Origin of the sequence: Pseudomonas quasicaspiana (assembly GCF_021147825.1) — a bacterium.
In the GTDB taxonomy this organism is placed as follows: domain Bacteria; phylum Pseudomonadota; class Gammaproteobacteria; order Pseudomonadales; family Pseudomonadaceae; genus Aquipseudomonas; species Aquipseudomonas quasicaspiana.
In genome coordinates, this window is the sequence record NZ_JAGTPI010000035.1 from 36,764 (window position 1) to 61,377 (window position 24,614).

The 24,614-nt window shown below is 55.7% G+C and carries 16 protein-coding genes, 3 tRNA genes and 2 pseudogenes; 2 read left to right on the forward strand and 19 right to left on the reverse strand.

The genetic code is table 11. The annotated features are described in order from the left end of the window. Positions 1-2 precede the first annotated feature (2 nt). The 13 genes and pseudogenes from KDX30_RS19035 to KDX30_RS19095 form a co-directional block, all read right to left on the reverse strand. Positions 3-1,475: a T6SS phospholipase effector Tle1-like catalytic domain-containing protein gene (locus KDX30_RS19035; RefSeq protein WP_231677203.1), complete on the reverse strand. Its 1,473-nt coding sequence runs from the start codon at positions 1,473-1,475 to the stop codon at positions 3-5. A 247-nt stretch (positions 1,476-1,722) separates the two neighbouring features. Then, positions 1,723-2,742, reverse strand: a pseudogene (locus KDX30_RS29860) (methyl-accepting chemotaxis protein); the annotation flags it as partial. A gap of 868 nt (positions 2,743-3,610) precedes the next feature. Beyond that, on the reverse strand, positions 3,611-4,015 hold the full coding sequence (locus KDX30_RS19045; RefSeq protein WP_027897818.1) for a TraR/DksA family transcriptional regulator: 405 nt from the start codon (positions 4,013-4,015) through the stop codon (positions 3,611-3,613). 389 nt (positions 4,016-4,404) lie between these two features. Further along, positions 4,405-5,424 carry a Gfo/Idh/MocA family protein gene (locus tag KDX30_RS19050; RefSeq protein ID WP_231677205.1) on the reverse strand — a complete coding sequence of 340 codons (1,020 nt, stop codon included), beginning with the start codon at positions 5,422-5,424 and terminating at the stop codon, positions 4,405-4,407. A gap of 350 nt (positions 5,425-5,774) precedes the next feature. Further along, a complete protein-coding gene (locus tag KDX30_RS19055; protein ID WP_027897816.1) occupies positions 5,775-7,646 on the reverse strand; it encodes a SurA N-terminal domain-containing protein in 1,872 nt (623 codons plus the stop codon). Between the two features lie 222 nt (positions 7,647-7,868). After that, the gene (locus KDX30_RS19060; protein WP_002552737.1) at positions 7,869-8,141 is read right to left on the reverse strand and encodes an HU family DNA-binding protein; all 273 of its coding nucleotides are present in this window, start codon (positions 8,139-8,141) and stop codon (positions 7,869-7,871) included. A gap of 142 nt (positions 8,142-8,283) precedes the next feature. Beyond that, a complete protein-coding gene (lon, locus tag KDX30_RS19065; RefSeq protein ID WP_231677206.1) occupies positions 8,284-10,680 on the reverse strand; it encodes an endopeptidase La in 2,397 nt (798 codons plus the stop codon). 162 nt (positions 10,681-10,842) lie between these two features. Beyond that, positions 10,843-12,126, reverse strand: coding sequence for an ATP-dependent Clp protease ATP-binding subunit ClpX (clpX, locus tag KDX30_RS19070; RefSeq protein ID WP_027897814.1), 1,284 nt, complete (start codon positions 12,124-12,126; stop codon positions 10,843-10,845). A gap of 110 nt (positions 12,127-12,236) precedes the next feature. Then, the gene (clpP, locus tag KDX30_RS19075; protein WP_027897813.1) at positions 12,237-12,872 is read right to left on the reverse strand and encodes an ATP-dependent Clp endopeptidase proteolytic subunit ClpP; all 636 of its coding nucleotides are present in this window, start codon (positions 12,870-12,872) and stop codon (positions 12,237-12,239) included. A gap of 91 nt (positions 12,873-12,963) precedes the next feature. Beyond that, positions 12,964-14,274 carry a trigger factor gene (gene tig, locus KDX30_RS19080; protein ID WP_231677207.1) on the reverse strand — a complete coding sequence of 437 codons (1,311 nt, stop codon included), beginning with the start codon at positions 14,272-14,274 and terminating at the stop codon, positions 12,964-12,966. Positions 14,275-14,649: 375 nt separating this feature from the next. Then, a tRNA-Leu gene (locus tag KDX30_RS19085) sits at positions 14,650-14,734 on the reverse strand. 55 nt (positions 14,735-14,789) lie between these two features. Further along, positions 14,790-14,865: transfer RNA gene (locus tag KDX30_RS19090), tRNA-His, on the reverse strand. A 52-nt stretch (positions 14,866-14,917) separates the two neighbouring features. Next, positions 14,918-14,994: transfer RNA gene (locus KDX30_RS19095), tRNA-Arg, on the reverse strand. 326 nt (positions 14,995-15,320) lie between these two features. Between KDX30_RS19095 and folD the strand changes: the two genes are divergently transcribed. Further along, positions 15,321-16,175: a bifunctional methylenetetrahydrofolate dehydrogenase/methenyltetrahydrofolate cyclohydrolase FolD gene (folD, locus tag KDX30_RS19100; RefSeq protein WP_027898465.1), complete on the forward strand. Its 855-nt coding sequence runs from the start codon at positions 15,321-15,323 to the stop codon at positions 16,173-16,175. Between the two features lie 61 nt (positions 16,176-16,236). On the opposite strand, the gene KDX30_RS19105 is transcribed toward folD, so the two are convergent. The 6 genes from KDX30_RS19105 to KDX30_RS19130 all read right to left on the reverse strand — a co-directional run bounded on the left by KDX30_RS19105 (position 16,237) and on the right by KDX30_RS19130 (position 22,246). Next, positions 16,237-18,009, reverse strand: coding sequence for an ABC transporter substrate-binding protein (locus KDX30_RS19105; RefSeq protein WP_027898464.1), 1,773 nt, complete (start codon positions 18,007-18,009; stop codon positions 16,237-16,239). A gap of 84 nt (positions 18,010-18,093) precedes the next feature. Next, complete coding sequence (locus KDX30_RS19110) at positions 18,094-18,366, reverse strand: DUF2160 domain-containing protein (protein ID WP_027898463.1); 273 nt, start codon at positions 18,364-18,366, stop codon at positions 18,094-18,096. 12 nt (positions 18,367-18,378) lie between these two features. Beyond that, complete coding sequence (locus KDX30_RS19115; RefSeq protein WP_027898462.1) at positions 18,379-19,179, reverse strand: carbohydrate ABC transporter permease; 801 nt, start codon at positions 19,177-19,179, stop codon at positions 18,379-18,381. Between the two features lie 10 nt (positions 19,180-19,189). Continuing rightward, on the reverse strand, positions 19,190-20,059 hold the full coding sequence (locus KDX30_RS19120) for a carbohydrate ABC transporter permease (protein WP_027898461.1): 870 nt from the start codon (positions 20,057-20,059) through the stop codon (positions 19,190-19,192). Then, positions 20,052-21,152 carry an ABC transporter ATP-binding protein gene (locus KDX30_RS19125; RefSeq protein ID WP_027898460.1) on the reverse strand — a complete coding sequence of 367 codons (1,101 nt, stop codon included), beginning with the start codon at positions 21,150-21,152 and terminating at the stop codon, positions 20,052-20,054. The genes KDX30_RS19120 and KDX30_RS19125 overlap by 8 nt, the downstream gene beginning before the upstream one ends. Beyond that, a complete protein-coding gene (locus KDX30_RS19130) occupies positions 21,152-22,246 on the reverse strand; it encodes an ABC transporter ATP-binding protein (protein WP_027898459.1) in 1,095 nt (364 codons plus the stop codon). Before KDX30_RS19130 ends, KDX30_RS19125 begins: the two co-directional genes overlap by 1 nt. Before the next feature lie 1,229 nt (positions 22,247-23,475). Between KDX30_RS19130 and KDX30_RS29865 the strand changes: the two are divergent. After that, positions 23,476-24,384: pseudogene (locus KDX30_RS29865) on the forward strand (sigma-54-dependent Fis family transcriptional regulator); the annotation flags it as partial. Positions 24,385-24,614: the final 230 nt, after the last annotated feature.

A 24,614-nucleotide genomic window follows, 5' to 3' on the forward strand; every position in this document is an offset into this window, starting at 1 on the left:
AGCTAACCTCGCCCCTCCTGATTCGGCCAACGAACACGCCCCCCACTTTGCGGCGCATGCACAAACAGAGCGTCGTTGAATTTGTGACGGCTGTCGATCAATGCATCCCAGTGCGCAGATCGATGGATGTAACGACGACGCAGCATTTGTTCCTCTTCTGCATCAAGTGAGTAAGCCGCCCCTCGGGCATAGGCAATCAGCTTGCGGGCGACACCTTGCAGTTCAGGCAGGATCAGGAAATCCTGTGAGCCAGGAATGGGATTAAAGGGAACGCCCTCATCACACGCAAGCGCATGCATGACACGCAGATGGACTCTGGACAGGTGTCCGAACACCTGACGCTGCAAGCAAACAGCAGCCATCACCGCCTTGCCGACGCCCCTGTTGTAAGGTCCTTTGGTCGGGCGTTCCTTGCAGGCTATAGACAGTGAAGCTTCAGCGTCTTTTGGATCAATCAACGCAGCCTGATCCATGCCCTTCATTTCTGCAAACGCCTGCTGCCAGGCCTGGGTTGATTCGTTGGGAGTCGCACCCTCTACAAAACTCCAGATCGGTCGGGTCAACAGTACCTTCTCGATCATCTGCGGATGGTAGCCACCGCCGATATCCGAATGCACTCCCGGCAGCACAATTTCCATTGGCCAATGTGGCAGGACACTGTTGAGCGCAAAGTTGCGGCGCTCCTCGTCGCGGGCGACCAGATGCAAAACCTGCTCGGCGCACCCGGGGGGCAAGTAGAGATTAACTTTGTCATTGTGGGCGTCTCCAAGATTCCCCATATCCCGGATACCGCCAACTGCTGCAACGGTATCAAACAGGCCGATCACTTTCATTCTGACGCTGCCGTTCTGCCAGGAAAAGCCAGGACTCAGTGGCACTCGACGCCGATTGAGCATGGGCTCCAGCTCGCCTTTATCTTCCTTGAGCACCTCATTGGCAAAATGCCTGGCAGCAGCAGCCCCCCGACTGAAACCAAATACGTCCAGTTCCAGAGTGCTGATAAAACAGCCAGGGTTGTGCTGGGAAAATGTCGTCAGGAGAGCCCCAAGCTTCTCGACCGCCCGTGAGACTTTGGAAATAACGCCGGTTCTACCGCGGCCAAAGCTTTGTCCAGGCCAGACTGAATCACGCCCCCCGGATAAGGTGCCAATCCCGCTCACATAAATGGGCCAATACACTTTAAGACCGTCACCCAGGTTACTGGCGACGGGTCGATTGCAGTAGAGATCCGCCAATCTGGCAATGTTACTTAGATCATTACTGTAACTGCTGTTTGGGTCACTGTGCCTCCCACCACATTCAGCAATATGTTTATTTGCGCTGATCTCGGCCATGGCCCGGCAATCAGCTCCGATCTGGCTGTTGCTGCGATTATTCCCTGTACCATCGAAGAACACGCCGACGCGTACGGTCACCCCCAGTGTTGCAGTTCCCGAAGCGCCCTGTGCAATCAATACATTCCTTGTATTTTTCATCACATATCCGCCTATTGCGCAGCAGGTCATCAAGCTGCGTTAAATCAATTAAAAAACCTTGATATAAGCATCTTGCGCAGCAATAAACTTTCGTCAACGTGGGCACAACACTTTCAGAAACCTCCTACAGCCCTGAAAGATTAAAACAACAAAGTCTTACAATAATAGGCAACCCGAACATGAGACGTGCTTTACAAAAGCCTGATTTCTCAATCGCCTGCCTGGACAGTTCGCGAATCAGAAATAGTTACGTTTGTGGCCTATAGCCCATCCGCAGACCACCCCAATGACGCCCTTTGACCATAATAGGTACGGACAAATCATGCATGAGCTCACCCGTGTCACGGGTATAGGTTTGCAGCAGTACCGCCTGCTGGTGACTGCCGCAGCGAATACCGGTGCGATCATCGAATTTGCGCTTGCTGCGACTTTTCACCGTATCGACAGCGACATCGCCTGTCAGCGGTTGACTGAAGGCTTTGTTATGGGTGGGCACATACCCCTCAGGGGTGCAGGCAATTACAAAAACCAGACCGTCATGACGTGACAGAACAGGCTCCTGAATCGCAGGCAAGACCTCATCGGTGTAACGATCAAAGCGGGTCTGGAATTTGGCGGGCCGGGTATTGGCGACCGGCTGATAGCTACGGTCGAACAAGTCATTCATCGTGATCCGGTTTGCGTCGACATCCGCTTCGAATTTTGCCGCAATCTGACTGGCCCCCTCCCGGGCCAGGTCGTAGACACGCTGGTGATAGCCGTCCAGCCCAACCTCCGCCAGGCGTTCACTGATCGTTTCAGCCTGACCTTCCATCTGTACCGCAGCATCAGCCAGTTTGCGCGTCTGCTCGTCGCTGATCGCCAGATCGCTGCGCATCTGCTGTACCGCAACAAACAAGCTGGACAGTTGCTCCTGATTGGTCTCGGCACCCTGCGCAATTTCGCCTATTTGCGATTCAACCCCGGCCGCCAGCCGGGCGATGTTCTCAAGGTGCTGGCCGGTAAGCTCGACCTGACCGACCCCACTGTCCAGATCGGACGACAACTGACGGATCTGTTCAACCACCTGCACAGTACGGTTCTGAATATCGGCGACCATCTGCCCGACTTCCTCGGTTGCGCTGGCGGTACGTCCTGCCAGCCCGCGGACCTCGTCGGCGACTACGGCGAAGCCGCGGCCATGCTCACCCGCCCTCGCCGCCTCGATGGCCGCGTTAAGGGCCAGCAGATTGGTTTGACTGGCGATGGATTGAATCACCAGCGTCACGCGCTGGATTTCTTCACTTCGCTGGCTTAGCTCTTCAATGAACTGGCGACTGCTGACCGCACGCTTGCTGAGTGAGTGCATACGGGTGATTGACTCGCCCAGCACGCCTCTACCTGCCTCGCTGCTCTGCCGCATCTCCACGGAAGCGTCGAGCGCCAACTGACTGAGTTGAGCAGCCTGTTGCTCGGTCGCGATCATTACATCGGCGCTGGAGACAATCTTTTCCGCAGCACTGAGCTGCGACTTCAGCCGGCTGGCCAGTTGCTTCACGGAAAACGCCACGCCTGCAGCCGATAACGCGTTATGGCTGGTAGAACGCGACAAGTCTCGGGTCAGACGATTGATCTCGGCGCGTCCGTCCTGCGCATTCACAGGCTGGGGTCCGTTTGAAAATAAGCGCGGTAGCCAGATGAACAAAAGCGCCAATGGCACCGCAAGATAAGTCGACACCTCAACAAGTCCCATGGCGATGAAGAGACATCCCAGCGCGAGACTTTGTAATGCAGGTATCAACCAAGCGCGCAGCGTATTGCCGGATACCTTCCCGGGCTGATGCTCAGGCGTTGAATTGACCACAGTTCCGTTTGCGACCATTTGCGCGACTCCGTCATGCTTATCTTTATTGTGTCTGCATTAGACGCCAGATAAAGGCTTTTCGCCATGACTCAATATTGCTTTCGGATCTGAACGGATGGGCGATCAACAGGCCATAAAGTATGGTTGCTGAAAACAGGATGATTACGCGTTGGCAATCGGGAAGGCGAGGGATAACACAGAAGAGGATGAAACCGGGACATAGCGGTATGAGTTGCTTTACGTCGCAGAACAAACAGGCGGCGGGACCATAAGGCCCCACCGCCCTGCATGATCAGGCTTGACGCTGATGCTTGTCGATCTGCTCGTGACGCTCTTGCGCCTCGATGCAGTACTTGGTGGTCGGGCTGATCAACAGGCGCTTGAGACCAATCGGCTCACCGCTGTCGTCACACCAGCCAAAGCTGTCATCGGCAATGCGTGACAACGCCATTTCCAACTGGGGAAGCATGCGCTGATCGCGATCGATCACATTGACCAGCCAGTGACGCTCTTCTTCAACTGAAGCAGCATCGGCAGGATCGGCAGGCGTATCCAGGCTCTCGATAGCAATGCGGCTCTGCTCGATGCGCTCGTGGATCTCAACCTTCATACCCTGCAACAGCTCGACGAAGAAAGCATGCTGTTCGGCATTCATGTAGTCATCGGCCGGCATGGCCAGCAACTTTTCCTTTGTCATTGATTTCTCTATAAAAAAAACGTGCATTAAGGCGAATTAAGGAGCGGCTCTGCGATGCCGTAAAAGCGCCATAGTCTCCAAGCGCCACCTGGCACTCAATTTACGAGGGGCGGCAGTCTAAGGCCGCCTTGGGCAGTCGGCAACTCATTTGCTAAACAAGCGCCAATTAGCCGACAAATAAACGCCAGCCATCACCGCACTCCATTAAATCCGGCAAAGCAAAAAGGGCCCGGATTGGCCCTTTAGCAGCGATTCGACAGCGTCCTGGTCAGCTCGTGCGAACGAAGTTGCCCTGAATGATGCCCACTTCCTTGATGATTTCCCGAATATAAGCGCCAATGGCCATCAAGGTAAAGCCATTCGCCATTAGGTAGGGGGATGCCTGAGGCCTATAAGCCTACGACTCGCCCTTCCAGCGCACTCAACCGCGCGGCATCGAGCACATTTGCCGACGCGACCGCGTCGTGTGGATTGACCGGATTAACCCCCTCACCTGCAAGAGCAGCCTGAAGTTGCTGGTAAAACTCCGGCCAACAGCCTCGCTCCGTAGGGACACGCTCACGGTGTTCACCTTGTAAAAACCAGCCCCAACGCTGCTGATCTTCAACGCCCCAGCGCTTGCCTTCCGACTCTGGCGTCAGCCCCGCCAACGCGGCCTCTTCCTGACAGTCCAGGCCCTCGACGGTGTAACAGCCGCCGGACCCGCTGACCCGGAATCGCGGCCCTGGAGCGTTTTGCAGACAACTGCCCCACAAATGCGAGACCACGCCATTTGCATGGGTCAGGGAGACGAAAAACTGATGATCGAAAGGTTGATCGGGGGCTGAGAACTCCAGCTCTGCGTAAACCCTCGCCACCGGTCCGAACAGCAACAGCGCTTGATCCACCAGATGGCTGCCCAGATCGCGCAACATGCCTCCACCCGCCGCCTTACCTACCGATTTAGGCGAATAGCGTTCGACCCGGGATTCAAAGCGTGTGATCTCACCCAGCCTCCCCTCGTCGATCAGTTTACGCACGGTCAGAAAGTCTGAGTCCCAGCGACGGTTCTGGTAAACGCTGAGCATCACTCCTTTGCGCTCGGCCAGTTCCACCAGCGCCTGAGCCTGCGCCGCATCGGCAGCAAAGGGCTTGTCGCTGACCACAGCAACGCCTGACTCAATAGCCTCCCGGATCAAGTCTGGCCTGGAAGCCATGGGCGTAGAGATCGCTACAGCATCAACACCTGCAGCGACCAGATCGGCCAGGCTGTCAAAAGCCTGGGCGCCAGGATGATCCTGGGCGAGCTCAGCCCGCCGCTCTGCCGATCGAGTGACAACGCCGACAAAAGTCGCCTCTCGCAGACTGGCGATCAATGGCGCGTGAAAATAGCGCCCGCCTTTGCCGTAGCCGACCAAGCCAATACGCATGAGATTCTCCTTTTAATCCAGTAAAAGCACCTTAAACGAATGCGTCAGTGGGTCAACCTGATTGAAGGCAGCAGTACAGCTGTGGGCGCGGCGAGAGTTTTTGCAGATTCGAAATGTTGAAATCGCACCTCCTGGATTGAATGGGAGCACCTGTCAAAAAATGCAAATCCTGGATTGAACCCAGCCCTGCAGGTGCCGCCCCGGTGTCACTGACACCGCGCTGTCGCGCAGCAAACATTGGATCTGTAGGCGCACGAGGGGCGTTTTCCTGTGGCAATACACCTTCGAAAGCGAACAAAAAAAAGGCCGCTCAATGAGCGGCCTTCTTTACTAGCGCAAAAATCAAACCATCAGAAGCGTTCGATCTTGGCCTTGCTTTCCAGCTGTGCACGGTAAGCAGCGAAATCCTGCTGACCGGCACGCGACGCCAGGAAGCGACGGTACTGGGATTTCTCTGCATCCGTTGCCGGTGCAGCCTCGTTGACGCCATTGAGGCGTACGATCACGAAACTGCCATCGGCCAGCGAAAGGCTGGTGAATTCCGGTTTGTCCTTGCCTTCAGGCTTGGGCATACGGAACAACGCTTGCAGTACGGCAGGATCTACACCTTCCTGACCGCGAGTAACCGCTTCCATCACTTTCCAGCTGTGACCATCCTGCTTGGCAGCGAGCGGCGTCTTGCCGTCACGCAGACCAGCCAACAGCGCTTCGCCTTTGGCCTTGACGGCTTCAGCAGCGTGGTCTTTGACCAGCTTGGTACGAATCGCAGCGGCTACAGCTTCCAGAGGCAGCTGTTCCGGCATGCGGTGTTCCTTGGAGCGGACCACCAGAATGGTTTCAGGATCCAGCTCCAGCGCGGTGCTGTTGGAGCCCTCCTCCAGCACTTCGGGACTGAAAGCTGCCTGAATGACCGCACGGTTAGCCGTCAGGCCCTCACCACCTTCACGACCGAACGGCGCAGTCGTCTGCACTTTCAGACCCAGATCCTGAGCCGGCTGAGCCAGATCGGATGCTTCGAACGCGGAGTCTTCGAGTTGCTTGGCAGCCTCGACGAAACGCTGTTCGACTTGCTGCGACTTCAGATCATTGGTCAGTTTCTCTTTCAAACTGGCAAAGCTCGGCACTGAAGGTGCTTCAACGCCCAACAGCTTGATCAAGTGCCAACCGAAATCACTGCGCACCGGTGCCGACACTTGGTCCTTGTTCAGCGCATACAGCGCCTCTTCAAAGGCCGGATCGTAGACACCCTTGCCTGCGTAGCCCAGATCGCCACCCTTGGATGCCGAACCCGGATCCTGAGAGAACTCTTTGGCCAGCGCGGCAAAATCTTCACCCTTGGCCAGGCGCTGTTGAATTTCTTCAATCTTCGCCTTGGCCTGCTCGTCAGTCATCTTGTCGTTCACATCGATGAGGATGTGAGCGCCACGACGCTGCTCAGCGAGATTGGCAATTTCTTTCTGATAAGCCGCCTGCAAGTCTTCGTCCTTGACCTTCACCTTGTCGAAGAAGTCAGACTTCTTCAGCTCGACGTAATCAAGCACCACTTGCTCGGGGCTCATGAACTCTTTGGCGTGCTCGTCGTAGTGAGCCTTGACTTCGTCGTCGGTCACTTTGACAGCGGAGGCATCGGCAGTCAGCGTCAGCGAAGCAAAATCGCGCGTCTGTTTTTCCAGACGGGCAAATGCATCTACCTGAGCATCCGTGACAAATGCGCTACCGGCAACACCTGCACGGACCTGACCGATCAGCATTTCCTGAGCCAGCATCTGGCGGAACTGCATCCGGGTGAAGCCGAGTTGACGGATTACCTGATCGAAACGGTCAGCGTTGAATTTGCCGTCTACCTGAAACTCAGGCGTCTGCAAAATCTGCTGATCCAGCGCAGCTTCCGAGAAGGAGAACTTCGCGTTGTCGGCGCCTTGAAGCAACAGCTTGCGATCAACCAGACCTTTCAGGGCCGAGTCGTGAAGCATTTTTTCATCGAGCAGAGCAGGATCGAAATCCTTGCCCAACTGTTGCACCAGCTGACGCCGTTGCATATCGATCGCCTGGCTCAGCTCGGTCTTGGTGATCTCGTCACCGTTGACCTTGGCAGCATCCTGAGCGGTACTGGTTGCGGTAAAAATCGCATCGAATCCGGTCAACGCCATCAATGCGATGATGATTCCGATAATGGTCTTGGCAATCCAGCCTTGTGAATTGTCCCTGATGTTCTGCAGCATGCGTCCCCCAAAACGGTTGTACTGACTAACCAACCGCGGAGCGTGGGTAGAAAGCGGATAGAAGAAAGGCGCATCCGAGGATGCGCCTTCTCGTAACTGGCGAAGCGGACGGGGCTGAAACCCACGACCCGGGTGTGTCAGGCCGGATTCAGACCAGCCGCACTACCGCTTCGCTGCCGATACAGAGTGAATCCTGATCGGTTGGGCAAAGGCTTTGAGAACTTAGTTGACAGCTTCTTTCAGTGCTTTACCGGCTTTGAAACCTGGCTTTTTGGCAGCAGCGATTTCCAGCGTCTTACCCGTTTGAGGGTTGCGACCGATACGTGCTGGACGATCAGTAACGGAGAAGGTACCGAAACCAACCAGTACAACGGAGTCGCCAGCCTTGAGAGCGCCAGTGACGGATTCGATTACTGCGTCCAGCGCACGGCCAGCAGCAGCTTTCGGGATATCAGCGGATGCGGCGATAGCATCAATCAGTTCCGACTTGTTCACTCTAAGTCCCCTTATCTCTATTTTGAGTATGTTTCTAAGTTTTTTTGGTGTAGCAAAAACGAGCGCTGAATGGCCTACAGGCGCTTAGAAGAGCCGCTTTATAACAAGGGCTCCAAAAAGCTGTCAAGAAAGGCCGTCCAGACTAATGCGTGCTAATTCTTTCCTTAGAGTCAGCCTCGCGCTTTTCATCCTTCGCAACCATCTCGGGAGCGACATCCGGCAAGGGCTCCGGCGCGTATTGCAGCGCAATTTGCAGGACTTCGTCAATCCATTTAACCGGCTTGATCTGCAAGTCCTGCTTGATGTTGTCCGGAATCTCTTTCAGATCGCGCACGTTTTCCTCTGGAATGATCACCGTTTTGATACCACCACGGTGTGCAGCCAGCAGTTTTTCCTTGAGGCCACCGATCGCCAGAACCTGTCCGCGAAGGGTGATTTCACCGGTCATTGCCACGTCAGCACGGACCGGAATCTGTGTCAGCGCTGAAACAAGGGCCGTGCACATGCCTACGCCTGCGCTAGGACCATCTTTAGGGGTGGCCCCTTCCGGCATGTGGATGTGAGTGTCACGCTTCTCATGGAAGTCCAGAGGGATTCCCAGGCTCTTGGCGCGGCTGCGCACGACTGTCAGCGCAGCGGTGATCGACTCAACCATCACATCACCCAGCGAACCGGTTTTGATGAGTTGCCCTTTACCTGGGACTACAGCGGCTTCGATGGTCAGCAATTCGCCACCCACCTGCGTCCACGCAAGACCAGTCACCTGCCCGATCTGATCCTGCTGTTCAGCCAGACCGTAACGGAATTTACGAACACCGAGGAAGTGCTCAAGCATGTCGGCCGTCACACGAACTGCGAAGCGTTTTTCCTGAGCATGCTCTTTGACCGCCTTGCGGCACACCTTCGCAATCTGACGCTCGAGGCTACGCACGCCCGCTTCACGGGTGTAATAACGCACGATGTCGCGGATCGCTTCTTCGTCGAACTCCACTTCGCCTTTCTTCAAGCCGTTGGCCTGCAGCTGTTTTGGCGAGAGGTATTTGACGGCGATATTGATCTTTTCGTCTTCGGTGTAGCCTGGCAAACGGATGACTTCCATCCGGTCGAGCAACGCCGCCGGGATGTTCATCGAGTTCGCGGTGCACAGGAACATCACGTCGGAAAGGTCGTAATCGACTTCCAGATAATGGTCATTGAAGTTGTGGTTCTGCTCCGGGTCCAGCACTTCCAACAGCGCAGAAGCCGGATCGCCACGCATGTCGCTGCCCATCTTGTCGATTTCATCGAGCAGGAACAGCGGGTTGCGCACCCCAACCTTTGTCATCTTTTGAATCAATCTTCCTGGCATCGAACCGATATAAGTCCGGCGATGACCACGAATTTCAGCTTCATCACGCACGCCACCCAAGGCCATGCGGACAAATTTGCGGTTAGTTGCGCTGGCAATGGACTCGGCAAGGGAGGTTTTACCCACACCTGGCGGCCCTACCAGGCAAAGAACAGGACCGCGAATTTTCTTCACGCGCTTTTGCACGGCGAGGTATTCGAGGATGCGTTCCTTGACCTCTTCCAGACCGTAATGGTCGGCATCAAGGATGTCTTCAGCGCGAGCCAGGTCCAGACGAACCTTGCTCTGCGCCTTCCACGGCACCTGAACCAGCCAGTCGATGTAGGAACGAACCACCGTTGCTTCTGCAGACATCGGCGACATCTGCTTCAGCTTGTTCAGCTCGGCAGTGGCCTTGGTCAGAGCGTCTTTGGGCAGACCGGCAGCATCGATGCGCTTTTTCAGCTCTTCGATTTCGTTGTGGCCTTCCTCGCTGTCGCCGAGCTCTTTCTGAATGGCCTTCATCTGCTCATTCAGGTAGTACTCGCGCTGACTGCGCTCCATCTGCTTTTTGACGCGGCCACGAATACGTTTCTCAACCTGCAACAGGTCGATTTCCGCATCCAGCAACGCGAGCACGTGCTCGACGCGGGCTGGCAGATCAATGATTTCGAGGATTTCCTGCTTCTGCTCGATTTTCAGCGCCATGTGCGCCGCCATGGTGTCGACCAGACGACCAGGCTCATCAATGCTGTTGAGTGAAGACAGGACTTCAGCAGGGACTTTCTTGCCCAACTGGACATACTGTTCGAACTGCGCCAGAAGGCTACGCACGAACACTTCAGATTCACGATCAGGCGCATCGACCTCATCGATCAGGGTAACTTCGGCCCGGCAGTGGCCATCAACTTCGATAAAGCGATCAACGGATCCGCGCTGCTCGCCCTCGACCAGCACTTTGACCGTGCCGTCAGGCAGCTTGAGCAGTTGCAATACGGTTGCAATGGTGCCGACGTTATAAAGAGCGTCTTCACCAGGATCATCGTCAGCAGGATTTCTTTGTGCGAGCAGCAGTATCTGCTTGTCGCCTGTCATCGCCGCCTCCAGGGCTTCGATAGACTTCTCGCGCCCCACGAACAGCGGGATAACCATGTGCGGATACACCACAACATCGCGCAATGGCAAGAGAGGCAATTCGATGGTCGTTTTCATGATTTCGCCTCTACGGCGGCCATGTGGCCGTGGACTGGAATGAGCTTGAGTCCAAGATGGGGGTAGACACCTGAAAAAACAAGCCTTTAAGCAGGAAATGCAAAAAGGGGCCCGAAGGCCCCTCTCTATTTGTGCAGCATTTTATTCATGCAGCAGTATCACTCACGCGTCGGGCGCAACCTTGGCAGGTGGCTCGCTGTTTTCGTAGATCAACAGCGGCTTGGACGTGCCTTCAATTACGCTTTCGTCGATCACCACTTTGCTCACATCAGTCTGCGATGGAATCTCGTACATGGTGTCGAGCAGAACGCCTTCGAGGATGGAGCGCAGGCCACGTGCGCCTGTCTTGCGCTCAAGCGCACGACGAGCGACGGACTTCAGAGCGTCGGTACGGAACTCGAGGTCCACACCTTCCATCTCGAACAGCTTGGCGTACTGCTTGGTCAGCGCGTTCTTCGGCTCGGTCAGAATCTGCATCAGCGCAGCTTCGTCCAGCTCGTCCAGCGTTGCCAGAACCGGCAGACGACCCACGAATTCCGGAATCAAACCGAACTTGACCAGATCGTCAGGTTCAACTTCACGCAGGGATTCGCCAACCTTCTTGCCTTCTTCCTTGCTGCGTACTTCTGCGTTGAAACCGATGCCGCCTTTGGTGGAACGGTTTTGAATAACCTTTTCCAGACCAGAGAACGCACCACCACAGATGAACAGGATGTTACGGGTGTCAACCTGAAGGAATTCCTGCTGCGGATGCTTGCGACCACCTTGAGGCGGAACGGAAGCGACCGTACCTTCGATCAGCTTGAGCAGGGCCTGCTGCACGCCTTCACCGGAAACGTCCCGGGTGATCGACGGGTTATCAGACTTGCGCGAGATCTTGTCGATTTCGTCGATGTAGACAATACCCATCTGGGCCTTTTCTACGTCGTAGTCGCACTTCTGCAGCAGCTTCTGAATGATGTTCTCCACATCCTCACCTACATAACCCGCCTCGGTGAGGGTGGTTGCGTCGGCGATGGTGAATGGAACGTTCAGCAAGCGGGCCAGTGTTTCGGCAAGCAGGGTCTTACCCGAGCCTGTCGGGCCGATCAGCAGAATGTTGCTTTTGCCGAGCTCGACGTCGTCATTCTTTTTGTCACGCTGATTCAGGCGCTTGTAGTGGTTGTACACCGCTACGGCCAGAACCTTTTTCGCACGCTCTTGACCGATCACATACTGATCAAGGATGCCGCTGATTTCTTTAGGCGAAGGCAATTTATGCGCGCTGCTCTCGGCCTGGGCTTCCTGCACCTCCTCGCGGATGATGTCATTGCACAGGTCGACGCACTCGTCGCAGATAAAGACCGAGGGGCCGGCAATCAACTTACGTACTTCATGCTGGCTTTTGCCACAGAAGGAGCAATAGAGCAGCTTGCCGTTGTCCTCGCCGTTGCGGGTGTCAGTCATTCGTTCGATCCAAATCCGATAGGCTTGCAACACAAGATGAAGGCTATTGCGGGCTTTTTCAAGCCCGCAAGTGATCAGAACAGCCGACCAGCCTTATTTGAGGTGCTTAATTAAGCGGGACGCTGACTGATGACTTCGTCGATCAAGCCGTACTCACGAGCAGCCTCTGCACTCATGAAGTTATCGCGGTTGGTGTCACGCTCGATCTCTTCCAGAGTGTGCCCGCTGTGCTTGGCCATCAGCGTGTTGAGACGCTCACGAATGAAAAGGATTTCCTTGGCGTGGATTTCGATATCCGAAGCCTGGCCCTGGAAACCGCCCAATGGCTGGTGAATCATCACGCGGGAGTTCGGCAGGCAGAAACGCTTGCCCGGAGCACCTGCGGTCAACAGGAATGCGCCCATGCTGCACGCCTGACCGATACAGGTAGTCGATACGTTCGGCTTGATGAACTGCATGGTGTCGTAGATCGACATGCCAGCCGTCACCGAACCGCCCGGTGAGTTGATGTAAAGATGGATATCCTTGTCCGGGTTTTCCGCTTCAAGGAACAGCAGTTGCGCGCAGATCAGGTTGGCCATGTAGTCTTCTACCGGGCCTACCAGAAAGATCACTCGCTCCTTGAGAAGGCGCGAATAGATGTCATAGGCGCGTTCGCCACGGGCGGACTGCTCGATAACCATCGGGACCAGGCCGCCGGCGGCCTGGATGTCAGAGTGCTGCTGAATATAAGAATTGCGGGACATGTCTCGCATTCACTCCCAAATAGTCATTTCTTGAATACGCACAAGCCAGCGCGAAGGCTGGCTTGTAGGTGTTTTCTAACGAAAAAACAGATCAGTCAGCTTGTGGTGCTTCCACCGGCTTGACTGCTTCTTCGTAGGAGACCGACTTCTCGGTCACGCTAGCTTTCTGCAAAACAGTATCCACAACTTGCTCTTCAAGCACAACCGAACGTACTTCGTTCATTTGCTGCTCGTTCTTGTAGTACCAGGCCACGACCTGCTCAGGCTCCTGGTAAGCAGAAGCCATTTCCTGAATCATCTCGCGAACGCGGGTGTCATCAGGCTTGAGGTCGAACTGCTTGACCACTTCAGCAACGATCAGACCCAGCTCAACGCGACGCTTGGCTTGCTCTTCGAACAGCTCGGCCGGCAGTTGATCAGGCTTGATGTTGCCACCGAACTGCTGAACAGCCTGAACGCGCAGACGGTTCACTTCGTTTTCCAGCAAGGCTTTTGGCACTTCGATCGGGTTGGCGGCCAGCAAGCCGTCCATTACCTGATTTTTGACCTTGGACTTGATGGCCTGACGCAGCTCGCGCTCCATGTTCTTGCGAACTTCGGTGCGGAAGCCGTCGATGCCGGTTTCCTTGATACCGAACTGCTTGAAGAACTCTTCGTTCAGCTCAGGCAGCTTAGGCCCGGAAACAGTGTTGACAGTCACGGCGAACTCGGCAGCTTTACCTGCCAGTTCAAGGTTCTGATAGTCTTCCGGGAAGGTAAGGTTCAGAACACGCTCTTCGCCAGCCTTGGCGCCAACCAGGCCGTCTTCGAAGCCAGGGATCATGCGGCCGGAACCCAGTACCAACTGGGTGCCAGTGGCGGAGCCGCCAGCGAATACTTCGCCGTCAACCTTGCCAACAAAATCGATGTTCAGCTGGTCTTCGTTCTGGGCAGCACGATCAGCCACTTCAAAACGAACGTTCTGCTTGCGCAGGATTTCCAGCATGTTGTCCAGATCGGCATCAGCCACGTCTGCAGACAGACGCTCAACGGCGATGGAATCGAAACCGGCAACGGTGAATTCCGGGAACACTTCGAAAGTAGCGATGTATTCCAGGTCTTTGCCTTTTTCAAAGGTCTTTGGCTCTACAGCAGGTGCGCCAGCCGGGTTCAGCTTTTGCTCAACCACAGCTTCATAGAAAGTAGCCTGGATCAAATCACCCAGTGCTTCCTGACGCGCGCCGTCTTCATAACGCTGACGGATCACGCTCATAGGCACTTTGCCTGGACGGAAGCCAGGGATCTTGGCTTTACGTGCGGTCTGCTGCAGACGCTTGTTGACTTCAGTCTCGATGCGTTCGGCAGGCACGCCAATGGTCATGCGGCGCTCAAGAGCGGAAGTATTTTCAACAGAAACTTGCATGGATATTCCTCGTTGCACAGACGTTAGCCGGCGTTTCCGACCCCAGAATCAAGGGCATGCATTCTAGTGGGTCAAACTCAAGAAGTCACCCTACTGAAAAAGGGCGCATATAAAGGAAGGAATCAGACGATCAGCGACAGGTAACCGCAGCCACTCTCGACCGACCGAAACGCGTCTGGCACGGCCTTGCACAAGGCGTCACGCACCCGGCCTCAGCGTCGATTCCATTCCGCGAAGCACACCCCGCACGACCGACGGCAGCCAGGCTGGCCGATCAGCGAGACGAAAAACAATAATCCTGAAACAAAAAAAGCCGCACTAGGCGGCTTTTTTTCAAACGTCACGACCGCATAGCAGCTGTGACGCGTTTAATCCTGGTGCGGACGGAGAGACTCGAACTCTCACACCTTGCGGCGCTGGAACCTAAATCCAGTGTGTCTACCAATTCCACCACATCCGCGTACAAGCTTTTAAAGCAAAGGCGCCAGATTATAAGTCTGGCGCCTTTCTAAATATGGGGTGGACGAAGGGGATCGAACCCTCGACAACGGGAGTCACAATCCCGTGCTCTACCAACTGAGCTACGCCCACCATATTGCATGTAACCGTGACATCTTACTTGCACTTGCCAAAGCTGCCTTAATGGCGCACCCGGCAGGACTCGAACCTGCGACCATCCGCTTAGAAGGCGGATGCTCTATCCAGCTGAGCTACGGGCACTTATATAATCTGTACTCTTTAACGATTACAAATTAAAAGGCTTTTTAATCACACTGAGCTAAGTAACCGCTCCGCCTGACTCAACACCGAACCTCATCTAAACATCGACTTGGTTATGAGTGCCAGCTTAACCAGTGCTGGGTTGTACCCGGCAAGTGCGACGAATTTTATAGACGACCCTAAAGGTCGTCAACTCTTTTTTAGAAAAAAATTCAGTTAGATAAAGGAGTTAGGAGAATATGCAGACCAAGCGCCTTTGCCCACGCGCGATGACATGCGAGAATGCGCGCTCTTTTCCGATCCCTCTCGATGGTTAATCACGCGTAATGACTGCAAAACTAATCGACGGCAAAGCGATCGCAGCCAGCCTGCGTCAGCAGATCGCCAAACGGGTCGCCGAACGTCGCGAGCAAGGCCTGCGTACACCCGGCCTCGCAGTGATTCTGGTGGGCAGCGACCCCGCTTCCCAGGTCTATGTCTCGCACAAGCGTAAAGACTGCGAAGAAGTCGGCTTTGTCTCTCAGGCCTACGACCTGCCCGCCCAGACTTCACAAGCAGAACTGACCGGCCTGATCGATCGCCTCAATGACGACGCGAACATCGACGGCGTACTGCTGCAATTGCCACTGCCCGAACATCTGGATGCCTCCCTGCTGCTGGAGCGCATTCGCCCGGACAAAGACGTGGATGGCTTCCATCCTTATAACGTCGGTCGTCTGGCACAGCGCATTCCGCTACTGCGCCCCTGCACACCTAAAGGCATCATGACCCTGCTGGAAAGCACCGGTGTTGATTTGTATGGTCTGGACGCCGTGGTTGTGGGCGCATCCAACATCGTCGGTCGCCCGATGGCCATGGAGCTGTTGCTGGCCGGCTGCACCGTGACCGTGACCCACCGCTTCACAAAGGATCTGGCTGGCCACGTTGGCCGGGCCGATCTGGTGGTGGTCGCTGCTGGCAAGCCAGGGCTGGTCAAAGGCGAGTGGATCAAGGAAGGCGCTATCGTGATCGACGTTGGCATCAATCGTCAGGACGACGGCAAGCTGGTTGGCGATGTGGTTTATGAAACCGCCCTGCCCCGCGCTGGCTGGATCACCCCGGTACCGGGCGGCGTAGGCCCGATGACTCGCGCCTGCCTGCTTGAAAACACCCTGTACGCAGCGGAAACCCTGCACGGTTGATGCGCCGCGTCATGCAATAAAAACGGCACCCAAGGGTGCCGTTTTTCATTCCTCGACAGCCTTACTTCTTGGCCGCTTCCCAGCTTTTCAACAAGTCTGAATAGGCAATGGTTTCGCCCTTCGGTTTCTCATTGGCCAGCTTGCGTTGTGGGGCCAGGAACTTGCCACCACTCTGCTCCGCTTTGGTGTACCACTCTTCTGCAGAGGTTTCCGGATTCATTTTAGGCGCGCACTTGCTGGCCTCCTGAACCTTGGAGCGCTCGATACGCGTCATGATCGCATCCTGATCCTTGGCCAGACCGTCCAGTGCCTGCTGTGCGGTTTTCTCACCGGTCACAGCCTCTGCAACGTGGCTCCACCACAACTGAGCAAGTTTCGGATAATCCGGCACGTTGGTCCCGGTAGGCGACCATTGCACGCGGGCCGGGCTGCGGTAGAACTCTACGAGACCACCGAGTTTGGGTGCCAGTGCGGTCATTTCCTTGGAATTGATGTCCGACTCACGAATCGGCGTCAGGCCCACGATAGTTTTCTTCAGGGAAACGCTTTTCGACGTCACGAACTGCGCGTAGAGCCAGGCGGCCAGACGTTTTTTCTCGTCAGACGATTTGAGGAAGGTCCAGGAACCCACGTCCTGATAACCCAGCTTCATGCCTTCTTTCCAGTACGGGCCTTTCGGTGAAGGCGCCATACGCCATTTCGGCGTGCCATCGGCGTTCATGACTGGCAGACCCGCCTTGGTCATGTCAGCCGTGAAAGCGGTGTACCAGAAGATCTGCTGAGCAACGTTGCCCTGGGAAGGTACCGGCCCGGATTCGGAGAACGTCATGCCTGCGGCTTCAGGCGGTGCGTAGGCTTTCAGCCAGTCGATGTATTTCTGGGTCGCAAACACAGCTGCTGGCCCGTTGGTGTCGCCGCCACGGGTAATGCTGGAACCCACCGGATGGCAGTCCTCTACTCGAATACCCCACTCGTCCACCGGCAAACCATTAGGCAGCCCCTTGTCGCCACTGCCCGCCATGGAGAACCAGGCATCGGTGAAGCGCCAGCCCAGCGATGGGTCTTTCTTGCCGTAGTCCATGTGGCCGTAGACTTTCTTGCCGTCGATTTCCTTGACGTCTTCGCTAAAGAACTTGGCAATGTCTTCATACGCCGACCAGTTGACCGGCACGCCCAGCTCGTAGCCGTACTTGGCCTTGAATTTCGCTTTCAGGTCTGCGCGGTCAAACCAGTCAGCGCGGAACCAGTAAAGGTTGGCGAATTGCTGATCGGGCAATTGATAGAGCTTGCCGTCCGGTGCTGTAGTGAACGAAGTACCGATGAAATCCTTCAGATCCAGCGTTGGAGACGTGACCTTGCTGCCTTCCGGACTGGCCATCAGATCGGTCAGGGACATCGCCTTGCCGTAACGGAAATGGGTACCGATCAGGTCGGAGTCATTCACCCAGCCGTCGTAAATGCTCTTGTCCGATTGCATGGCGGTCTGCAGCTTTTCAATCACATCACCTTCCTGCAGCAAGTCATGGGTGACCTTAATGCCGGTGATTTCGGTGAACGCCTTGGCCAGGGTTTTAGATTCGTACTCGTGGGTGGTCAAGGTTTCGGAAACCACCTTGATGTCCATGCCGCGAAACGGCTCGGCAGCCTTGATGAACCACTCCAGTTCTTTCAATTGTTCGGCATCGGACAGCGTGCTCGGCTTGAACTCGCTGGCCGCCCACTTCTTGGCCGCATCTTCATACTGATCGGCCCATGCCGAAACGCTCAATCCGCTGAGCATCACCATTGTCGCCAGCGTCACGCTATGTCGCAGCTTGTTTTTCTTATTGAACATAGACACCTCCAGTGTTGTTTCTTATGTAGTCCCGCTTCGAATACCACTTGGCGGATCAGCCAGGCATTTGCGCCCATCCGCTCTCTAACCCCACCGCATTACTACCAGGAGCCACACCAGAGAAATCCCTGAAGCAACCCAGATACTCCAGTCAGTCGCGCCGATCACCAGCAGATGCAGATAAGCGCTACCCAACAGCCCGATGAACAGTCGGTCGCCACGGGTAGTGGCAATCGGCAGAAAACCACGACGCTCAAGACTTGCCGAGCGCAATTCCCACACCGTCATCCCTGCCAGCAGCAACGCAATGCTGCCAAAGAAGATCGCGGTGGGCAGTGTCCAGGACATCCACTCCATTTTTTCGACTCCTCAGACCCGACCAAGAGCAAAGCCCTTGACCACGTGGTTACGAACGAACCAGATCACCAGCATGCCCGGCAGGATGGTCAACACCCCCGCCGCCGCAAGGACACCCCAATCAATCCCCGAAGCCGATACCGTACGCGTCATCACCGCCGCAATCGGCTTGGCGTTGACCGACGTCAGGGTGCGAGCCAGCAGCAGCTCAACCCAGGAGAACATGAAGCAGAAGAACGCCGTCACACCGATACCCGAGCCAATCAGCGGCACAAATATCTTGGCGAAAAACTTGGGAAAGCTATACCCGTCGATGTAGGCGGTTTCGTCGATCTCCTTGGGCACACCGGACATGAAGCCCTCCAGAATCCACACCGCCAATGGCACGTTGAACAGGCAATGAGCCAGCGCGACGGCAATGTGGGTATCGAACAGGCCGATGGACGAATACAACTGGAAGAATGGCAGCAGGAAAACCGCAGGCGGTGCCATGCGATTGGTCAGCAGCCAGAAGAACAGGTGCTTGTCGCCCAGAAAACGATAGCGGGAAAACGCATAAGCGGCGGGCAAGGCGACACTTAGCGAGATCACGGTATTGAGGCAAACGTAGTACAGAGAATTAATGTAGCCGCTGTACCAGCTTTCGTCGGTGAAAATCACTTTGTAGTTGGCCAGGGTGAAATCCTGCGGCCACAGGGTCAGGCCGCCGAGGATTTCAGTGTTGGTCTTGAACGACATGTTCACCAGCCAGTAGATCGGCACCAGCAGAAACAGCAGGTAAATCCACAGCGGTATGATTTTGCGCAGATTCATGTCCGCCTCCTCAGTTCTTTTCGCTATGGGTCATGGCGGTGTAGAACACCCACGACACCAGCAGGATGATCAGGAAATACACCAGCGAGAATGCCGCTGCAGGGCCCAGGTCGAATTGGCCCAGCGCCATGGTCGTCAGGGTCTGACTGAGGAAGGTGGTGGAGTTGCCCGGCCCGCCGCCGGTCAGCACGAAGGGCTCGGTATAGATCATGAAGCTGTCCATGAAGCGCAGCATCACGGCGATCAGCAACACACTTTTCATCTTCGGCAACTGGATATGTCGGAACACCGCCCAACTGGAGGCCCGATCAATGCGTGCTGCCTGGTAGTAAACATCCGGGATCGCCCGCAAGCCGGAATAGCAAAGCAGCGCAACCAGCGATGTCCAGTGCCAGACATCAATGATCAACACCGTCACCCAGGCGTCCGATGCGTTGGCCGCATAGTTGTAATTGATGCCCAGAACGTTGTTGAGCGTATAGCCCAGCAAACCAATATCGCCACGCCCAAAAATCTGCCAGATGGTGCCGACGACGTTAAATGGAATCAGCAGCGGAATGGTCATGACGATCAGGCAGACCGTGGACCAGCGCCCCTTACTCGGCATGCACAGCGCAATAGCTATCCCCAACGGAATCTCGATCAGCAGCACACACGCGGAATAGATGAACTGACGCAGTAGGGAGTCATGCAGACGCGGGTCCTGCAGGACCTGCCTGAACCAGTCGGTGCCGACAAAGTAACGGCTGGACTGATCGAAGATGTCCTGCACCGAATAATTGACTACGGTCATCATCGGGATAATGGCGCTGAACGCCACCAACAGGAAAACCGGCAATACCAACCACCATGCCTTGTTGTTCTGAACCTTATTATTCATGGCCTGACTCCAGCAAGTAATCGTCCGCATAGACCATCAGCCACTGGCTTGGGAAGCTGATCCAGGCCTGGCCCACGGGTACCGGTTTGTCTTCCTGCAGCCGCACTTTCAAGGCTTGCCCGGCGAGGCGCAGGGTCAAAATCTTGTAAGTGCCAAGGTCTTCAACATGACTGACCTCAGCGCATAACGCATCGTCCACCGGTCCGTCCCAGACATGCACAAACTCGGGCCGGATGCCGACTTTCAGGCTGGTCCATTTTTTCTCGGCGATGAGCTGCTGCATGGATTCGGACAGCGGCAGATGAGCATCACCAAAGCCCACACCGCCGGCTTGCGGGGTGACTTCAATGAGATTCATCCCCGGGCTACCGATGAAATAACCAACGAATGTGTGGCGTGGTTTTTCGAACAGTTCTCGTGGCGTACCGAACTGGACAATCGCACCGCCATACATGACTGCGATCTTGTCAGCGAAGGTCGAAGCTTCGAGCTGATCATGGGTGACGTAAACCATGGTGATGTTGAATTGCTCGTGGATCTGCTTGAGCTTGCGCCGCAGCTTCCACTTCAAATGCGGGTCGATCACCGTAAGTGGTTCGTCGAACAGAATCGCCGACACGTCATCACGCACCAGACCACGACCCATGGAGACTTTCTGCTTTTCGTCAGCGGTGAGGTTGCGGGCCTTTTTCTTCAGTAAAGGCTGCAGGTCCAGCACATCGGCAATTTCATGAACCTTGGTTTGAATCCTCTTCTCGTCCATGCCCTGATTGCGCAAGGGAAAGGCGAGATTGTCGTACACCGTCATGGTGTCGTAGACCACCGGAAACTGGAAAACCTGAGCGATGTTGCGCTGCTCCGGCGACAAGTCGTTGACCACTTTGGAGTCAAACATCACCTGGCCTTCGGAAGGGCTGAGCAGCCCGGAAATGACGTTCAGCAAAGTCGATTTACCACACCCGGAAGGCCCCAGTAGCGCGTACGCCCCGCCCTGCTCCCAGATATGGCTCATCTCACGAATCGCATAATCCTCTGGCCCGTTCGGATGTTTGCTATAGCTGTGAGCGAGGTTTTGCAGTCGAATCTCGGCCATCAGGCAACCCTCGCCATACGCAAGCCGGGTGCCTGAATCAGGCGACCCTGCTCATCGAACACAAACAATTTATGGGTCGGGATGTACACCCGAATCGACGCATCAACGTCGTAGGCATGTACCCCAGGCAAGTGCAGCACCAGCGGGAAATGCTCGTTACGCACATGCAGAAACGTCTCAGAGCCGCTGATTTCCGCCAGCTCTACCGTCACTGCCAGCTCAAGATCATCATCATTGGATGGCACCAGACTCAGGTGGCTGGGGCGAACGCCAAAGCGGTACTCGCCATCGCCGATCTTGCGCAGATCAACGTTGAGGGGGAAATGGACGAAATTGGCAAAGCTGACTTCACTGCCCTGAATACGACCAGGCATCAAATTGATCGGCGGCTCGGAGAACAGTTCTGCTGCCAGAACGGTTTGCGGCTGGTGGTAAACCTCCGGCGTCCGGCCACTCTGAATCACCCGACCTTCATGCAGCACCGTGGTCGTGCCGCCCAGGGCCAAGGCTTCATTGGGTTCAGTGGTGGCGTAGATAGCGATGGTGTGGCGTGCTTCGAACAGCTCGCGCATTTCCTGACGGAGCTCTTCGCGCAGCTTGTAGTCGAGGTTGACCAGCGGCTCATCGAACAGAATCAGGTCGGCATCCTTGACCAGCGCCCGGGCCATGGCAGTGCGCTGCTGCTGACCACCGGACAGCTCCAGTGGATAGCGGGTCAGAAACTTCTCGATGCGCAGCATCTTCGCGGTTTCCAGCACTTTGCTCTGGATCACGTCAGCGGCGACACCGGCCTGACGCAATGGCGAGGCAATGTTCTCGAAAACGGTCATGCTCGGGTAATTGATGAACTGCTGATACACCATCGACACATTGCGATGGCGAACGGCCGTCTGGGTGACGTCCTTGCCGTTCATCAGGATGCGACCACGATCAGGCTTGTCCAGCCCGGCCATCAGCCGCATCAGACTGGTCTTGCCGGACAGTGTACGGCCCAGCAAGACATTGAAAGAACCGGGTTCGAAACTCAACGATGCGTCGTCGATCCAGGTTTGGCCGTCGACCACACGGCTGACGTGCTCCAGCGTTAGAGACATGGCTTGCCCTTTTTTGTCAGTTCTTATTCAGGGTGTGCGCGAATTCTTGTCAGGAGATAGCGACAATCGTGCCAAACCGGGCATTGCTGCGCACAGGCCCGAGATAGAGCCTCGGCCCGATATAACGGGCCTGACGAGCGTTCAGTGCTGAACAAAAGTGAACAATAAAAACTGAACACCTGAACAAACTGAACATTGACTTTGAACAATCCTGAGCGACACTGGACGCACGCACGGGATTGGACGCCCGTGCCAGATCAATAAGAAAAATAAAAATACATGCAGGATCCACCATGGCCATACACCGTGCATCCGTTGCTCATGACGCCATCATCCGAGACTCATGGTCCCGCTGTAGGGACTTTGGTCTGAGTCATCAGTCCAGACCCTCTTTCGGCCAGTTGCCGACGGATCAGGTATCGCAGTTACTGGAGCGCCATCAGGCGCTGGTGCACACCACCCACCAGGAAGTCCTGCCGTTTTACGAAAACATCCTCAGTAATTCCAACTGCCTGATCATGCTGGCCGATAATCGTGGTCAGTTGCTCAAGTCGTGGGGCACCCAGCGTTTTGTCGAACCCTCCCACGCGCATGGTTTCATGGCAGGCGCCAGCTGGATCGAAAGCGCCACGGGGACCAATGCCATTGGCACTGCGCTCGTCTGCGAACAGGCCGTACATATCGAGCACAACGAACACTTTCTCAAAGCCAACCGTTTCATGACCGGCTCGGCGGCACCGATTTACGATGCGGCGCGACGATTGGTTGCGGTACTGGATGTTTCCAGCGATAGCTTCCTGCCGCCTTCCCACACGCTGGGCATGGTGAAAATGATGAGTCAGTCGGTGGAGAACCGACTGATCCTCGACCAGTTTCAGGACAGCCACTTTCAGCTGACCTTCAACACCGGACTGAACAACCTCGACAGCCAGTGGGCAGGCTTGCTGATATTTGATGAAAGCGGGCGGATCATCAGCGCGAACCGTCGCGCCGACAATTTGTTGGGGGTCAGCCTGATGCGGACCAGTATCGAGGCGCTGTTCAATAACCCGACGGCTTTTCTGCTCAATCAACCTGAAGGCCTGCCCTTCTCGCTACTGGCCTCCGGCAACAATCGCTTTCATGGTGTATTGAGACGGCCCAAACGTAATCCGCTAAACATTCACGCTTTTCAGCCCGCACCGAAACCGGCGCCGCACGACGGGGTCCCTCTGTCGTCGGTCAGCCTTGGAGATGCGAGGGTCGACAAAGCCGTGCGCCAGGCCGAGCGGCTGCTTGAGAAGAACATCGCCCTGCTGATTCATGGCGAAACCGGTGTGGGTAAAGAGGTGTTCGTCAAAGCGCTGCACAACGCCAGCTCCCGATCCACCAAGCCATTGATCGCGGTGAACTGTGCAGCCATTCCGGCCGAACTGGTGGAGTCGGAGCTGTTTGGCTATGAAAAAGGCGCATTCACCGGCGCGCACCATAAAGGCAACATCGGTCTGATTCGCAAAGCGGACAAGGGCACGCTGTTCCTCGACGAAATCGGCGACATGCCGCTGCCGGTTCAGGCTCGTCTGTTACGGGTTTTGCAGGAACGTTGCGTGCAGCCGTTAGGCAGCAGCGAATTGCATCCGGTGGATGTGCGACTGATCTCCGCGACGAACCGCAACTTGCGCGACGAAGTATTGGCCGGGCGCTTTCGTCAGGATTTGTATTACCGGATCAGCGGGCTGAATCTGGAGCTGCCGCCGCTGCGTGAGCGTACCGACAAGGCCGCTCTGGTTCAGCGACTCTGGGAGCAGCATCGCGAAGTGCAGCAGACTCGAGGCTTCGAGCCGAAAGTGCTGGAGTTGTTTGATCGCCACCCGTGGCCGGGCAACTTGCGCCAGCTCAGCAATGTGATTCAGGTGGCGTTGGCGCTGGCGGACGATGAGGTCATAGGTACGGAGCATCTTCCGGATGATTTCTTCGCGGATCTTGAGATGGACTTACAGGGCATGCAGCCGGTCCTCAGCGATAAAGCACAGCTGCGCGAGGCGGAGAATCTGGAAGAGCTGTTGCGGGCGGCGGGCGGTAATATTTCCCAACTGGCCAAGCGCCTGGGGGTAAGCAGGAATACGCTTTATAAGCGGTTACGGGAACAGCAGGGTTGAGCCTGCACCGATTGAAATTACCGCAATCATCTAATTTGGAACGCCATCCTTGTGGGAGCTGAGCTTGCTCGCGATACAGGCACCTCGGTTTCAGATCAAACACCGAGGTGCCTGTATCGCGGGCAAGCACCGCTCCTATCAAACAAAATATAACTATCTGATTTGGAATGCTTTTTACTGTAGGAGTGAGCTTGCTCGCGATAGCTCCAGTACAGGCAATATATTCATCG

Bases quoted from the DNA above. Each gene is read 5' to 3' on its own strand.
- KDX30_RS19110 (WP_027898463.1), bottom strand. From the start codon at position 18,366: ATGGAGTGGATGTCCTGGACACTGCCCACCGCGATCTTCTTTGGCAGC.
- KDX30_RS19055 (WP_027897816.1), bottom strand. From the start codon at position 7,646: ATGCTGCAGAACATCAGGGACAATTCACAAGGCTGGATTGCCAAGACC.
- KDX30_RS19120 (WP_027898461.1), bottom strand. From the start codon at position 20,059: ATGAATAATAAGGTTCAGAACAACAAGGCATGGTGGTTGGTATTGCCG.
- KDX30_RS19050 (WP_231677205.1), bottom strand. From the start codon at position 5,424: ATGCGTATTGGCTTGGTCGGCTACGGCAAAGGCGGGCGCTATTTTCAC.
- KDX30_RS19105 (WP_027898464.1), bottom strand. From the start codon at position 18,009: ATGTTCAATAAGAAAAACAAGCTGCGACATAGCGTGACGCTGGCGACA.
- KDX30_RS19045 (WP_027897818.1), bottom strand. From the start codon at position 4,015: ATGACAAAGGAAAAGTTGCTGGCCATGCCGGCCGATGACTACATGAAT.
- KDX30_RS19125 (WP_027898460.1), bottom strand. From the start codon at position 21,152: ATGGCCGAGATTCGACTGCAAAACCTCGCTCACAGCTATAGCAAACAT.
- KDX30_RS19130 (WP_027898459.1), bottom strand. From the start codon at position 22,246: ATGTCTCTAACGCTGGAGCACGTCAGCCGTGTGGTCGACGGCCAAACC.
- clpX (WP_027897814.1), bottom strand. From the start codon at position 12,126: ATGACTGACACCCGCAACGGCGAGGACAACGGCAAGCTGCTCTATTGC.
- folD (WP_027898465.1), top strand. From the start codon at position 15,321: ATGACTGCAAAACTAATCGACGGCAAAGCGATCGCAGCCAGCCTGCGT.
- clpP (WP_027897813.1), bottom strand. From the start codon at position 12,872: ATGTCCCGCAATTCTTATATTCAGCAGCACTCTGACATCCAGGCCGCC.
- KDX30_RS19115 (WP_027898462.1), bottom strand. From the start codon at position 19,179: ATGAATCTGCGCAAAATCATACCGCTGTGGATTTACCTGCTGTTTCTG.
- tig (WP_231677207.1), bottom strand. From the start codon at position 14,274: ATGCAAGTTTCTGTTGAAAATACTTCCGCTCTTGAGCGCCGCATGACC.
- lon (WP_231677206.1), bottom strand. From the start codon at position 10,680: ATGAAAACGACCATCGAATTGCCTCTCTTGCCATTGCGCGATGTTGTG.
- KDX30_RS19035 (WP_231677203.1), bottom strand. From the start codon at position 1,475: ATGAAAAATACAAGGAATGTATTGATTGCACAGGGCGCTTCGGGAACT.